This is a genomic window from Pseudomonas sp. NPDC089395 (assembly GCF_044749525.1).
Taxonomy (GTDB): domain Bacteria; phylum Pseudomonadota; class Gammaproteobacteria; order Pseudomonadales; family Pseudomonadaceae; genus Aquipseudomonas.
The window spans coordinates 644,617-657,826 of sequence record NZ_JBIVID010000002.1; the positions used below are offsets into that span (position 1 = coordinate 644,617).

The window sequence follows — 13,210 nt, forward strand, 5'->3', positions numbered from 1 at the left end:
TTGCCTGTCGAACTGCCCTGGACAGCCCCATGAATGCCGCAAAGGACTCTGCCACCCTCATTCCCGCCACCACCCTGGACTTGCGACCGCTGTTGCTGGTGACCATGGCGTGCACCATGTCGATGATGGCGTTCGTCGCCCTGATCGGCCCCATCGCCCGTCTGCTCGGCATGGCCACCTGGCAAGCCGGCGCGGCGGTGACCGTGGCCGGGGTCGTCTGGGTACTGCTGGCCCGCCGCTGGGGTCGCGCCGCCGACCGCCTTGGCCGGCGGCGTATCCTGCTGCTGGGCAGTGCCGGCTTCACCCTCGCCTATTGGCTGCTGTGCCTGTTCATCGAAGGTGCTTTGCGCTGGCTGCCGTCAGCAGCCGTGGCATTTGTCGGCCTGATGCTCGCCCGGGGCGCCATCGGCGCTTTCTACGCCGCCATCCCGGTGGCCTGCAACGCCCTGATCGCTGACCATGTCGAACCGCAGCGACGTGCCCGAGCCATGGCCTCACTGGGCGCGGCCAGTGCCATCGGCCTGGTACTGGGGCCTGCACTTGCGGCATTGCTGGCCGAGCACAGCCTGAGCCTGCCGATCCATGTGATGTCATTGCTGCCGGCCGGTGCGTTCCTGGTGCTGCTGTTCAAGCTCAAACCGCAACCCTTGGCCCACAGCCATGCACCCAGCCCGGTGCGGTTGACCGACCCGCGCCTGCGTCGGCCGCTGCTGGTGGCCTTCAGCGCGATGCTGAGCGTCACGGTTTCGCAGATCATCGTAGGTTTCTTCGCCCTCGACCGGTTGCACCTAGGTCCGGCAGAGGCCGCGCAAACCGCGGGTATAGCACTGACCACCGTCGGCGTGGCGCTGATCCTGGCCCAGGTCATCCTGCGCCAGTTGCAGTGGCCACCGCTGAAAATGATCCGCGTCGGCGCCAGTGTCTCGGCGCTGGGCTTCGCGGCGGGCGCGTTGGCCACCACCGCGCCGTGGCTGTGGGGGTGCTACTTCATTGCTGCCGCGGGCATGGGCTTCGTGTTCCCGGCCTTCTCGGCACTGGCGGCCAATGCCATGCAGGCCTCGGAACAGGGCTCGACCGCCGGTTCCATCGGCGCGGCACAAGGTATGGGGGCAGTGATCGGGCCGCTGGCCGGAACACTGGTCTATGCCCTCGACCCACGCCTGCCCTTCCTTGCCGTGGCCCTGTTGTTGCTGCTGGTCGGGCTATGGCCGATGCCGCGCGAGCACCGGGCCTGACAAGCACAGCGCGCAACTGAGCAGAGTGTGTTTTAATGCGTCGCCCATTATTTTTAACACCTCTGATTAAGGCGGCTATGGACACGGGGACACGACTCAAACTGGTGCGTGAACGCAACAACCTCTCCCAGCGGGAGCTGGCCCGCCGCAGCGGGCTGACCAACTCGACGATCTCGCAGATCGAGCAGAACCGCGTCAGCCCTTCGGTCAGCTCCCTGAAAAAACTGCTCGAAGGCATTCCCATGACCCTGGCGGAGTTCTTCAGCTTCGACGAACCGGTCCGGGAAGAGCGCTTCGTGTTCCGCGCCAGCGAACAGCCGGACCTGGGCCGAAATGGCCTGCGCATGCTGCTGGTCGGTGCCAGCGTCGAGGCACGGCAGATGCGCATGCTGCGTGAGCTGTATGCACCCGGCGCCGACTCGGGCGAACCCATCGTGCATGCCGAAGGCGAGGAATGTGGCCTGGTCACCCGCGGCACCGTTGAACTGTGGGTCGATGGCCAGGTGAGCATTCTCAGCTCTGGCGATGGCTACTACATCCCCACGACCCTGCCGCACAGCTTCAAGAACATTGGCCAGGATGAGGCCGAGATCATCAGCGCCAACACCCCGGCCAACTTCTGATACCTGGCTGGCGGTACCGCTAGAGGTGAGCCGGTCGAGCCAGTGCCTGCTCGACGAAATCCAGGCGATCCTGGCCGAAGTACATCTGCCCTTCGACAAAACACGTCGGCGCGCCAAACACCCCGCGCGCCACCGCCTCAATGGTCGCCTGCTTGAGCGACGCCTTCACTTCACCGTCTGCCGCCAGGGCGTGGAACTGGGCCGGGTCGAAACCGGCCTCGCCGAGCGTTTCGTCCAGTACGGCAGGCTCGCCCAGGTTGCGCCGCTGCGCCCATAGCCCGTTGAACAGCGCTGCCAGCAGCGCCTCGAAGCGTGCCGGCGCATGCAACTGAGTGCCGATCACGCCGCGCATCAAGGCCAGGGTATTGAGCGGAAACCCCGGCGGCAGCCCGAACGGCACGTCATAGCGCGCGGCAAATCGGGCCAGGTCGGTGAACATGTAGCGGCCCTTGGCTGGGATCATCACCGGCGAAGCATTGCCGGTGGCCTGGAATACGCCGCCCAGCAACATGGGCCGGTAGCTCAGCGTTGCGCCCTGCCGGGCGCAGAGGTCGGGTAGCTGGGTCCAGGCCAGGTAACTGGCAGGGCTGCCCAGGTCGAAGAAGAATTCGACTGTCTTGCTCATGTGATGCACTCCTTGATGAGTCAGGGCTTACCAGCGCTCCATCCACGGGCGCAGGTCCAGTTCGAACGTCCAGGCATCGCGCGGCTGCGCATGCAGGAACCAGTAGCTGTCGGCGATGTGTGCAGGGTCGAGGATGCCGTCCTGCTCCTTGAGGGCGTAGCGCTCAGGGAAACTGTCGCGGATGAAGGCCGTGTCGATGGCACCGTCCACCACCACATGGGCAACATGGATGTTACGCGGCCCCAGTTCCCGCGCCATGCTCTGGGCCAGGGCGCGCAACCCATGCTTGGCCCCGGCGAAGGCGGCGAAGCCGGCCGCCCCGCGGGTGCCGGCGGTGGCACCGGTGAACAGCAGCGTGCCGCGCTCGCGGGTGACCATGCGTCGGGCGACCGCCTGGGCGGTCAAGAAGCCGGCAAAGCACGCCATTTCCCAGACCTTGAAGTACTTGCGCGGGGTTTCGTCGAGGATACTGCAGGGCACATTGGCGCCGATATTGAAGACAAAGGCTTCGATTGGCCCGATATCGCGCTCGATCGTCTCGACCAGCTCGGCCACCTCCTCTTCCTTGCGCGCATCTGAGCCGAAGCCATGGGCCTGCCCGCCAGCGGCGCGAATTTCGTCCACCAAGGGTTGCAGTTTTTCGGCCTGACGCCGGGTAACGCAGGCGACGTACCCCTCGCGGGCGAACCGCTTGGCAATTTCTCCACCGGTGGCGTCTCCCGCACCCACCACCAGCACCACTTTTTGTTGTTTTGTCACGTGCACCTCCATTGATGAACGATCATTTAGTAAACGAACGCTATGTTATGATCGCCCCCAACGTCAAGCCAGCGCTCAGAGGTTTTTCATGCGCTACTCCAGCGAACACAAGCAACAGACCCGCGACAAGCTGCTGGCCAGCAGCGGTGCACTGGCCAAGCGCGGCGGTTTCGCCAGCACGGGGGTCGCCGGGCTGATGAAAGCCATAGGCCTCACCGGCGGCGCTTTCTACAACCACTTCCCGTCCAAGGATGATCTGTTCACCGAAGTGGTCCGCCAGGAACTGAGCAACAGCCCGCTGGGCCGCCTGGCTCAGAAAGGTGCCAGCCGCGAGCGTCTGGCGCGCTGCCTCCAGCAATACCTGAGCCTGGCACACCTGCACGATGCCGAAGGCGGCTGCCCATTGCCGCCCTTGGGCGTGGAAATCGCCCGGGCTGAACGACCGGTACGCGAAGAGGCCGAACATTGGCTGACAAGCTTGCACGCCGCCTGGAGCGAAACCCTGGCCGATGATGCCCTGGCCTGGGCCCTGATCAGCCAGTGCGTCGGCGCGCTGGTGGTCGGACGCATGCTGGCCAGCGAATCGGTGCAGTCCCAGGTGCTGGAAGCCAGCCGCGGCGTCGTTGACAGGGCACTGAATGAAAGCCACTAACCTGCTGTTGCTGTTATTGGCGAGTATGTCGGCGTCAGCGGAGCAAGCCTGCCCGCCCGGCCAGTACCAGATATGCCTGATGGGCTGTTTTTGCGCACCATTCGACCCCGGCCAGGCTGGCCAGGTGCTCAAGGATGTCGAGGTCATGGCCTCCAGCAGCCTGGCCTATGCCTTGCGCCAGGCCCGCGACGAGGCCACCGCCAGCGGCAGCGAACCTATTCCCCTGCACATCCGCGTCCAGCTCGAACCCTGGTACGACTTTGCCGTGCTCGACGCCGCACGCTACCGGGTGGGCGACGAGCAGCAACTGAGCGCCGCCAACGCGCTGCTGCAAAACCCCGATGTAAACGCGGTGACGCTGATCGACACGATCATGTTCCGCCATGCCAGCGATGCCGAGGACAATGTGGCGCTGTGGGCGCACGAGCTCAAGCATGTGCAGCAGTATCAGGAACTGGGAGTAGAGGAGTTCGCCCAGCGCTACACGCGCGACTACCAGACGCTGGAGGGGCCGGCCTACAAGATCGAGGCCGAGGTCGCCAAGGCATTGCGCGAGCGCGGCTCAGGACAGGCCCGTTAGCTTGCACGGGCCTGTGTGAAGAGGCCGGGTGAATTCACACCTGAGTCAGGAAGAAGCTGCGGCCTCCTCGCCCGCGGCTTCCCGGCTGGCGTACCGCTGAGCCAATACCGCACAGACCATCAGCTGGATCTGGTGAAACAGCATCAAGGGCAGGATCATCGCCCCGATGCCACTGCCGACGAACAGTACCTGGGCCATGGGCACCCCTGTCGCCAGGCTCTTCTTGGAGCCGGCGAAGAGGATGGTGATGCGGTCTTCCAGGTTAAAACCCAGCACCTTGCCGAGCAGGCGCGTACCGAACAGGACCACTGCCAGCAGGATGCCGCAGACAACGAACAGTCCGGCCAGGTGCTGCGTCGAAACCGTGTGCCACAGCCCGGTGACCACCGCCTCGCTGAACGCGGTGTAGACCACCAGCAGGATCGAGCCTTGGTCCACCAGCTTCAGCCAGCGTGCATTACGCTTGACCCAGGCGCCGATCCAGCGCCGGGCGATCTGCCCGGCCACGAAGGGCACCAGCAACTGCAGGGTGATTTTCAGCACGGCATCGAGGCCCGAACCGGTATCGCCACTGGCGCCCAACAACATCATCACCAGCAGCGGCGTCAGGAAGATCCCCAACAGGCTTGAGGCAGCAGCGCTGCAGATGGCTGCCGGCACGTTGCCGCGCGCCAGCGAGGTAAAGGCAATGGCCGATTGCACGGTGGCCGGCAAGGCACACAGGTACAGCACGCCCAGGTACAGTTCGTTGCCCACCAACGGCACGAACACCGGCTTGAACGCCATACCCAGCAATGGGAACAGCACGAAGGTGCAGGAGAACACCAGCAGGTGCAGGCGCCAGTGGCCCGCGCCGGCAATGATCGCCTCGCGCGACAGCTTGGCGCCATGCAGGAAGAACAGCAGGCCGATGGCCAGGTTGGTCAGCCAGCCAAAATAGACCGCGCCGTCGCCCGAGCAGGGCAGCACGGTGGCAATCAACACCACGCCGAGCAACGCCAGGGTGAAGTTGTCGAACAACATGCGCAAATACTTCATATCAGTTTCCGTCTTGTCGTTATGCAAGGGCAAACGATAAGGTCTGAGGCTTTTTCCCGCTAACGCCGGAACCCCCACCGGTGTCGCTCAACGGACACAAATCCGAAAAGGACCTTTTTGCATGCCACTCGCTCGACTCGCACCGCTTCTTGTTGCCACTGCCTTTGCGCTGGTCAGCGCCACTGCACATGCCGGCACATCACTGCAGGCCCAGGTGGACGACGTGATCGAGCCCATGATGCGGGAGCACGGCATCGCCGGCATGGCTGTGGCAGTCTTCGCCAATGGCCAGGCGCATTACTTCAGCTATGGCGTGGCCAGCAAGGCCACAGCCGTACCGGTTAGCGCCGATACCCTGTTCGAGATCGGCTCGCTGAGCAAGACCTACACCGCCACCCTCGCCGCCTTGGCCAGCGCTGAGGGCAAGCTCGATCTGCAGGCACCGGCCCGGCGCTACCAACCAGCCCTGGCCGGCACTCCACTGGGTGACGCCAGCGTACTGGAACTGGGGGCTTACAGCGCCGACTGCCTGCCATTGCAGTTTCCCGACGATGTACAGACCGACAGCCAAGCGCTGGATTTCTTGCGCAACTGGAAGCCACGGAGCGTCCACGGCACCCAGCGCTGCTATTCGAACCCAAGTCTGGGTTTGTTCGGCGACCTCGCCGCACGCGCACGCCAGCACCCGTTCGCGGAACTGATGAGCCAGGGCCTGTTGTCGCAGATGGGTTTGCAACACACCTACCTGCACGTGCCGGCGAACGCGCAAGGGCTGTATGCGCAGGGTTACGATGCGCAAAACCGTCCCGTGCGGGTCAACCCGGGTCCCTATGCCGATGAGGCCTATGGCATCAAGACCAGCGCCCGCGACCTGCTGCGCTACGTGCGTCTGCACATGCAGCCCGCCGAACTTCCGCCGGCGCTGCGCAAAGCTGCCGCCATTACCCAGGCCGGCTACTTCCAGGTAGGCGCGATGACCCAAGGGCTCGGCTGGGAACGCTACCCCTTGCCGGTTTCGCTCGACACCCTGGTCGATGGCAACGGCCCCAGGCTGATCCGAGAACCCCAGGCTACCCACCGTCTCGACCCACCCCTGCCCGCCGTGCCCGATGCCTGGTACAACAAGACCGGATCGACCAGTGGTTTTGGCGCCTATGCCGCGTTCATTCCAGCCGAAGGCAAGGCCATCATATTGCTCGCCAACCGTAACTACCCCAATGAAGCGCGCGTGCGTGCCGCCTACCGGATTCTCTCCAGCCCTGGCCAGTGAAAGCCCCTCGAGAGCGGATTGTCGGACAAGATGTAGTGCATAAAAATATTCACTACAAAACGGTTGACGCCGTTCATCGCCCTTGTGCATGATGAAGCCGTCTCCCCGATCGGGAGCGGTGGCAAGGGTGTTCCAGACGGCCTGCGCGGTAACGCAGGCCGTCCGTGGAGAGGGAACTGTCCAAAAGGCAGCGTGAGAAAGCCCCTGTTGCGATGCTGCTGTAGCAGCCTAGGTAGCGCGCTACATGTGTAGCGCCAACTGTGAAAAATCACTAAAACAATGGGTAATGGGGGCTTTATGATGAACTTGAACAACAATCCTACGATCGACCAACTGGCTCAGCTGTTCGCCATGCGCAAGGACAGCCTCGACGACCACTTGCTGTGGGTCAGCCAAACCGGCGAAGTGCGTATCGACCGCCTGCCGCCGAACACTATTGAAGCCGAATTCGAAGCGCACCTGCCCAGCATGCGCGCCCGCTTCAAGGTCTACCGTCGTGGCCTGGGCTACGTCGGCAAGAAGGCCGCCGCCGACACCGAGTTCGTCGGCCGCGTACTGCAGACCCTGCAACAAGAATGGCCTGCCGCCCGTGAGCGGCAGGCAGTCAAGGTGATCGATCCGCTCAACTGAGTGATCGCACCACTTACTGAGCCCGGCCCGCATAGGCCGGGCTTTTTCATGCCCGCCGTCGATGCTGCTGCGGTAACTCCAGGGCACCGGTCGCCAGCGCCCTCGCCCGCTCGACACCCCACACCAGCGCGCGCGTCATGGTCTCGCCAGGCCGTGACGGGTAATACTCTTCCAGCAACGCCCTGCCATTCTCGCCGTACAGCCCAAGAAACAGTTGCGTGGCGCCAAGCCGTGACAGGCGCACCTGTATATCCAGGGTGGTGCCATCGCTCAATGCTTCATCGTGGCAGCGGCTGTGCAATTGCGCATCTGCCCACTGCCAGTAGGTTGCTTCCCTGACTCGCATGGCTCACTCCTTCCTTGCCTGATATGCCTGAGATGTCGCGCCAGAAAACCACAACTGCCAGGGTTCGGCGAGCGCAACCCGCCGATACCATGAGCAGGGTCAAACAACGCCAAGAAAAACCCCGCCAGTGGGCGGGGTTGTGTGAGCGGGATCACTTTTTCGGCGGTACCCGAGGCGTGAAGCGGCCCTTCTTGCTGCGCTGCAGGTGTGCCGGCTGCAGCTCTTGCGAATCGTCCAGGGTCATGTGGGCGAAGCCCAGGCGGAAGGCCGCCTGACCGCAACGCACCTGGCTGTTGATCGGATATGCATCGTTCATGTCTTCGAAAAAGGACTCGCTCATGCCCTGTCTCCCTCCAGTGGCGACCGCGCCGGCAGAAGGTTTGCCTGGAAAAACGCAGCCTGTGAAAGTGAGACTAGCCGGTCATTTGCAGACTGCCCGGACAAACCCCGCAGACCCGACCAGTGGCGGCGCTGTCTATTTCAGGCGCACGGCGGTGCCGGTGGCGAACACCACGACCATGCCCCCTTGCACCGAAGGCATGCTGATCTCGAAGTCGACACCGACAACTGCATCAGCGTGCAACTGCCGTGCCCGTGCCTTGAGTTCTTCGGTGGCCTGCTCGCGGGCCTCACGCAATGCGCTTTCCAGGGTCTGCGAACGTCCCCCGAAGAAATCGCGAAATCGTGCGAAGAAATCGCGCACGAAGTTGATGCCCTGCACCGATTCAGAACTGACCACGCCGAGGTACTCGGCAATCGGGCGGCCTTCGAGCTGGCTGGTAGTGGAAATGATCATCGCAAGCTCCATTAGCCTGACAAAAGAAGCCAAGTCTAACAAAGCGCAGGGGGCGTCGAGGCACTTGCCCAACCTTAAGCGCTGACGGCCCGCAGCCGCTGCCCCAGCTTCGGCCCGAACACATTGACCAGCAACCCGAGCATCACCAGCAGCGCCCCCCACCCCTGCACTGCCGTCAGCCGCTCACCCAGCAACCAGGCCGAGGAACTCAGGCCGATCACCGGCACCAGCAGCGAGAACGGCGCGACCTTGCCGGCGGGGTGGCGCGACAGCAGCTTGCTCCACAGGCTGTATCCCAGCATGGTGGCGACGAACGCCAGGTAGGCCAGCGCCAGCACCGAATGCCAACTGATGTTGACCAAGGCATGGCCGATACGCTCCGGCCCTTCCAGCCACCACGACAGCGCCAGGAACGGCAGCGGCGGAATCAGTCCACCCCAGATCACCAGCGCGACCAGGTCCACCGAACCGAAGCGACGCGTGATGATGTTGCCCATGCCCCACATGGCCCCCGCGCACAGGGTCAGCAGCAGCGCCACCATCGGCACATGGCCGCCGTCTTCGCTGCCGATCAGCGCCAGGCCGCTGGCGGCCACCAGCAAGCCCATGACGCTGGCCAGGCCCAGGCGCTCGCCGAGAAACAGCGCGGCGAACCCCAGGGTGAAAAACGCCTGCGATTGCAGTATCAGGGACGCCAGCCCCGGCGGCATGCCGCTGTACATCGCCTGGAAGAGGAACGCGAACTGGCCCAACGAAATCGTCGCGCCATAGGCGAACAGCCAGCGCCACGGCAACTTCGGCCGCTTGACCAGCAGAATCGCCGGGAAAGCGACCAACAGAAAACGCAACGCCCCCAGCAGCATCGGTGGCAGGCCATCGAGGCCGACCTTGATGACCACGAAGTTGACGCCCCAGGCAATGATCACCACCAGTGCGATCAGCAAGTCCTTGAGTGGCATTGCAGTATCCCTCATCAGCCGTTCTAGACATATTTCGTTACAGCATACGGCCAACGCTCGGCGGCGGACCGGCACAGTTGCCGGCCAGCCTGGCATAACAGTACGGCTGTTGCGACCTGCAAGCTTCACTTGACCCTACTTGTATAGACATGCTCATATCGCTATCAGGCCACGCATGCGACGTGCCGCCAGTGGCCCCTCCCCTACACAACAACAACGAAGCGGAGCCCGCAATGTCCAGCAAACCCGTGCTCGAACGGCGTTCGATCGACTACATTCCCGAGGCCGAACGCCATGGCAAGGTGTACAGCCAGTTCACCCTGTGGCTGGGTGCCAACCTTCAAATCACCGCAATCGTCACCGGCGCCTTGGCCGTGGTGCTTGGCGGCGACGTGTTCTGGTCGCTGATCGGCCTGCTGCTGGGGCAACTGATCGGTGGCGGGGTCATGGCCCTGCATGCGGCCCAGGGCCCGCGCCTGGGCTTGCCGCAGATGATCTCCAGCCGTGTGCAGTTCGGGGTCTACGGCGCCGCCATCCCGATGGTGCTGGTGTGCCTGATGTACCTCGGCTTCACCGCCACCGGCACGGTCCTGTCGGGCCAGGCCATCGGCCAGTTGCTGAGCGTCAGCGACAGCACCGGTATTTTGATCTTCGCCGCGGTGATCGTCCTCGCCACCCTGGCCGGCTACCGGGTGATCCACTGGATCGGCCGGGTCGCCAGCGTGTTGGGCATCATCGCCTTCTTCTACCTGTTCAGCCGTATCCTGCTGATCGCCGACATCGGCCAGTTGCTCGACAACCGTCATTTCAGCTGGGCTTCGTTCCTGCTCGCCGTCTCCTTGGCCGCGTCCTGGCAGATCGCTTTCGGTCCTTACGTAGCCGACTACTCGCGCTACCTGCCCAGCAGCACCTCGCCGCTCAAGACCTTCCTCGCCGCAGGGCTGGGTTCGGTGATCGGCGCGCAAGCTTCGATGATTCTCGGCGTGTTCGCCGCAGCGATTGCCGGCGGCCAGTTCTCGGGGCGCGAAGTGGCGTACATCGTCGGGTTGGGCGGCGCCGGTACCACGGCAGCACTGCTGTACTTCTGCATTGCCTTCGGCAAGGTGACCATTTCCACCCTGAATTCCTACGGCAGCTTCATGTGCATCGCCACCATCATCAGTGGTTTCCGGGGCAACCTGTCCATCAGCCGCGCGCAGCGCCTGCTGTTCGTGCTGCTCATCGTCGGCGCCGCTACTTTGGTAGCCCTACTCGGCCAGCACTCGTTCCTGAGTGCGTTCAAGTCGTTCATCCTGTTCCTGCTGACCTTCTTCGTGCCCTGGAGCGCGGTCAACCTGGTGGATTATTACTTCATCACCAAGGAACGCTACGACGTGCCCGCACTGGCCGACCCCGAGGGTCGCTATGGTCGTTGGAACTGGCCGGGTATCAGCGTCTACACCGTGGGTGTACTGGTGCAGATGCCGTTCATCGACACCAAGCTGTACACCGGCCCAATGGTCGCTCACCTGGGTGGGGTAGACGTGTCGTGGCTGATCGGCCTGGTGGTGCCCAGCCTGCTCTACTACTGGGTGGCTCGCCACCGTGCTGGCGAGGCCCCGGCCGGTCTGATCGTACCTGAGGCGCGCTGACATCCGAGGTGGGCCTTCGTGCCCAGCGCGATCCCTGTGGGAGCAAGCCGGCTTGCCGGCGATAGGGCCGAGCCGGCGGTGCCTGTTCTGGCCTCATCGCTGGCAAGCCGGCTCCCACAGGTGCTCTACAGGTCTCGATGTTTCATTCGCGGTAATCCGGCGCCGTCCTGTCCAGCATCCGCAACAATGACCCCCAGGCCAACTGCACCGCGTCCGGGTCCGTCAGCTCCCCCTGCTTCAATCCCCGCATCGGCTCATTGAACTGCCGCTCGGTATGCGCGCACACCGCGGGCAACGGCAGCACCAACTGGCCGGCGCTTTGCGCCGCCAGCTGGATCTCGCAGGCTTTCTCCAGGTAGTACATGCGCAAGAACGCCTCGGCCACTGTGCGCCCGGTGGTCAACAGGCCGTGATTGCGCAGGATCATCACCGGCTTGTCGCCGAGGTCCGCCACCAGCCGCTGCTGCTCGTCCAGGTCCAGGGCGATGCCTTCATAGGTGTGATAGGCAACCTTGCCGTAGAACTCCATGGACATCTGGTTGACCGGCAGCAACCCGCATTCCAGTGCCGCCACCGCGCAGCCGGCACGGGTATGGGTGTGCAGCACGCACTGAGCATCCTCGCGGGCGGCGTGGATGGCGCTGTGGATGACGAAACCAGCCGGGTTGACCCGGTGCGGGCTGGCCTCCACCGCCCTGCCCTGCAGGTCGATCTTGACCAGGCTCGACGCGGTGATTTCGTCGAACAGCAGGCCGTAGGGGTTGATCAGGAAGTGATGTTCCGGGCCCGGCAGACGCACCGAGATATGGGTGAAGATCAGGTCCGACATGCGAAAGTGTGCAATCAGCCGGTAACAGGCAGCCAATTGCTGGCGCAACGATTGTTCAGTGTCAGTCATGGTCGTTCGTCCTTCGTTCATTTGCTGGCCCAGGCAGTGAACCGCTGCTCCAGCTCCTCCCCATGGTCGACCCAGAAGACGACGTTCATCGCCAAGGCGCCCTGCAGGTTCTGTGGCGATGTCGGCACCCAGTTGGCCAGTGCCGGGTCGAGCTTGGCGGCTGCCTGGGTGTTGGTCGGCCCATAGGGAATCTGCTCGACATAACGCACCTGGGTATCCGGCTGGTTAGCGTAGCTGATCAGCCGCTTGGCCTGATCGACGTGTTTCGAGCCCTTGATGATCGCCCAGTAGTCCATGCCATACAGACTGCCCGGCCAGACCAGCGCCAGCGGGCTGCCCTGCTGCGCGGCGACAGCGATGCGGCCGCTGTAGGTCGACGTCATCACCACGTCACCGGCGGTCAGCCACTGGGCCGGTTGCGCGCCGGCATCCCACCACTGGACATAGGGCTTGAGTTCGCTGAGTTTGGCAAAGGCCCGATCGACACCGGCCGGCGTGGAAAGCACCTTGTACACGTCCTCCACCTTGACGCCGTCGGCCAGCAGGGCGAACTCCAGGTTGTACACCGCGCGCTTGCGCAGGCCGCGTTTGCCTGGGTATTTCTTGATATCCCAGAAGTCCGCCCATGAACTGGGCGCCGCGGCCAGCTTGTTGCGGTCGTAAGCGATCGCGACGCTCCACACCAGCGCCGCCGAGCCGCAATCCTGGGCTGCGTCGGGAATCAGGTCGGCGGCATGACCCAGTCGTTGCCAGTCGAGGTGCTCGTAGATGCCCTCCTCGCAGCCGCGAGCCAGGTCCGGCCCCTCGATCTGCACCACATCCCAATCGACGTTACCGGTATCGGCCATCACCTGGATGCGCGCCATTTCGCCGTTGTATTCGCTTTGCATCAACTGACGGCCGTCCTGGGCACTGAAAGGCTGGAAGATCGCCACATCCTGGGCTTTCTGACCCGCACCGCCATAGCCGACCACGACCATCTGCGGCGCCGCTTGCGCACTGCCAAGGCCGATGGCCAGCAGCGCTGCGCAAAGGCCTGTAACGCGAGGAAATGCCTGCATCGAGTTGCCTCCTGCCGGTGCCCGAAGGGCCCGTTTTCTTGTTGTTGTGAGGTCACGACCCACTGCCGTGGGTGAGAAAAAGCTAGTCGGGCGCCAGTAAAAAAACA

Annotated in this window: 16 protein-coding genes; 7 read left to right on the forward strand and 9 right to left on the reverse strand. The window is 63.7% G+C overall.

The window, feature by feature from the left end; translation table 11 throughout:
* Positions 1-29: 29 nt before the first annotated feature.
* Positions 30-1,235, forward strand: coding sequence for an MFS transporter (locus ACIPZG_RS07955; protein WP_400711951.1), 1,206 nt, complete (start codon positions 30-32; stop codon positions 1,233-1,235).
* Positions 1,236-1,312: 77 nt separating this feature from the next.
* A complete protein-coding gene (locus ACIPZG_RS07960; RefSeq protein ID WP_008098170.1) occupies positions 1,313-1,858 on the forward strand; it encodes a cupin domain-containing protein in 546 nt (181 codons plus the stop codon).
* Between the two features lie 19 nt (positions 1,859-1,877).
* On the opposite strand, the gene ACIPZG_RS07965 is transcribed toward ACIPZG_RS07960, so the two are convergent.
* Complete coding sequence (locus ACIPZG_RS07965) at positions 1,878-2,483, reverse strand: 2-hydroxychromene-2-carboxylate isomerase (RefSeq protein ID WP_400711954.1); 606 nt, start codon at positions 2,481-2,483, stop codon at positions 1,878-1,880.
* A gap of 27 nt (positions 2,484-2,510) precedes the next feature.
* Positions 2,511-3,242: an SDR family oxidoreductase gene (locus ACIPZG_RS07970; RefSeq protein WP_400711957.1), complete on the reverse strand. Its 732-nt coding sequence runs from the start codon at positions 3,240-3,242 to the stop codon at positions 2,511-2,513.
* 88 nt (positions 3,243-3,330) lie between these two features.
* Here ACIPZG_RS07970 and ACIPZG_RS07975 point away from each other — a divergent pair, with 88 nt between their 5' ends.
* Together ACIPZG_RS07975 and ACIPZG_RS07980 are read left to right on the forward strand one after the other, a co-directional pair.
* Positions 3,331-3,894, forward strand: a complete 564-nt coding sequence (locus ACIPZG_RS07975; protein WP_400711960.1) for a TetR/AcrR family transcriptional regulator — start codon at positions 3,331-3,333, stop codon at positions 3,892-3,894.
* Positions 3,881-4,474 (forward strand): DUF4157 domain-containing protein, encoded by a 594-nt coding sequence (locus tag ACIPZG_RS07980; RefSeq protein WP_400711963.1) that lies wholly within the window; start codon positions 3,881-3,883, stop codon positions 4,472-4,474. Before ACIPZG_RS07975 ends, ACIPZG_RS07980 begins: the two co-directional genes overlap by 14 nt.
* 45 nt (positions 4,475-4,519) lie before the next feature.
* Here ACIPZG_RS07980 and ACIPZG_RS07985 read toward each other — a convergent pair whose 3' ends face one another.
* Positions 4,520-5,512 carry a bile acid:sodium symporter family protein gene (locus ACIPZG_RS07985; protein ID WP_400639955.1) on the reverse strand — a complete coding sequence of 331 codons (993 nt, stop codon included), beginning with the start codon at positions 5,510-5,512 and terminating at the stop codon, positions 4,520-4,522.
* 121 nt (positions 5,513-5,633) lie between these two features.
* On the opposite strand from ACIPZG_RS07985, the gene ampC reads away from it, so the two are divergent.
* Together ampC and ACIPZG_RS07995 are read left to right on the forward strand one after the other, a co-directional pair.
* Positions 5,634-6,782: a class C beta-lactamase gene (ampC, locus tag ACIPZG_RS07990; protein WP_400711966.1), complete on the forward strand. Its 1,149-nt coding sequence runs from the start codon at positions 5,634-5,636 to the stop codon at positions 6,780-6,782.
* A 297-nt stretch (positions 6,783-7,079) separates the two neighbouring features.
* A complete protein-coding gene (locus ACIPZG_RS07995) occupies positions 7,080-7,412 on the forward strand; it encodes a hypothetical protein (RefSeq protein ID WP_400639953.1) in 333 nt (110 codons plus the stop codon).
* Positions 7,413-7,458: 46 nt separating this feature from the next.
* Here the strand turns inward: ACIPZG_RS07995 and ACIPZG_RS08000 are convergent, their stop codons facing one another.
* From ACIPZG_RS08000 to ACIPZG_RS08015, 4 genes are all read right to left on the reverse strand, one after another.
* Positions 7,459-7,758 carry a hypothetical protein gene (locus ACIPZG_RS08000; protein WP_400711969.1) on the reverse strand — a complete coding sequence of 100 codons (300 nt, stop codon included), beginning with the start codon at positions 7,756-7,758 and terminating at the stop codon, positions 7,459-7,461.
* A gap of 151 nt (positions 7,759-7,909) precedes the next feature.
* Positions 7,910-8,098, reverse strand: coding sequence for a hypothetical protein (locus tag ACIPZG_RS08005; RefSeq protein WP_400711972.1), 189 nt, complete (start codon positions 8,096-8,098; stop codon positions 7,910-7,912).
* A 135-nt stretch (positions 8,099-8,233) separates the two neighbouring features.
* On the reverse strand, positions 8,234-8,554 hold the full coding sequence (locus ACIPZG_RS08010) for a YbjQ family protein (protein ID WP_008098148.1): 321 nt from the start codon (positions 8,552-8,554) through the stop codon (positions 8,234-8,236).
* A 74-nt stretch (positions 8,555-8,628) separates the two neighbouring features.
* Positions 8,629-9,513 (reverse strand): EamA family transporter, encoded by an 885-nt coding sequence (locus tag ACIPZG_RS08015; RefSeq protein ID WP_400711974.1) that lies wholly within the window; start codon positions 9,511-9,513, stop codon positions 8,629-8,631.
* Positions 9,514-9,746: 233 nt separating this feature from the next.
* On the opposite strand from ACIPZG_RS08015, the gene ACIPZG_RS08020 reads away from it, so the two are divergent.
* Entirely contained in the window at positions 9,747-11,144 is a 1,398-nt protein-coding gene (locus ACIPZG_RS08020; protein WP_400711976.1) for a purine-cytosine permease family protein, read from the forward strand.
* Positions 11,145-11,286: 142 nt separating this feature from the next.
* Here the strand turns inward: ACIPZG_RS08020 and ACIPZG_RS08025 are convergent, their stop codons facing one another.
* Together ACIPZG_RS08025 and ACIPZG_RS08030 are read right to left on the reverse strand one after the other, a co-directional pair.
* Positions 11,287-12,042, reverse strand: coding sequence for a class II aldolase/adducin family protein (locus ACIPZG_RS08025; RefSeq protein WP_400711979.1), 756 nt, complete (start codon positions 12,040-12,042; stop codon positions 11,287-11,289).
* Between the two features lie 17 nt (positions 12,043-12,059).
* On the reverse strand, positions 12,060-13,103 hold the full coding sequence (locus ACIPZG_RS08030) for an ABC transporter substrate-binding protein (RefSeq protein WP_400711982.1): 1,044 nt from the start codon (positions 13,101-13,103) through the stop codon (positions 12,060-12,062).
* Positions 13,104-13,210: the final 107 nt, after the last annotated feature.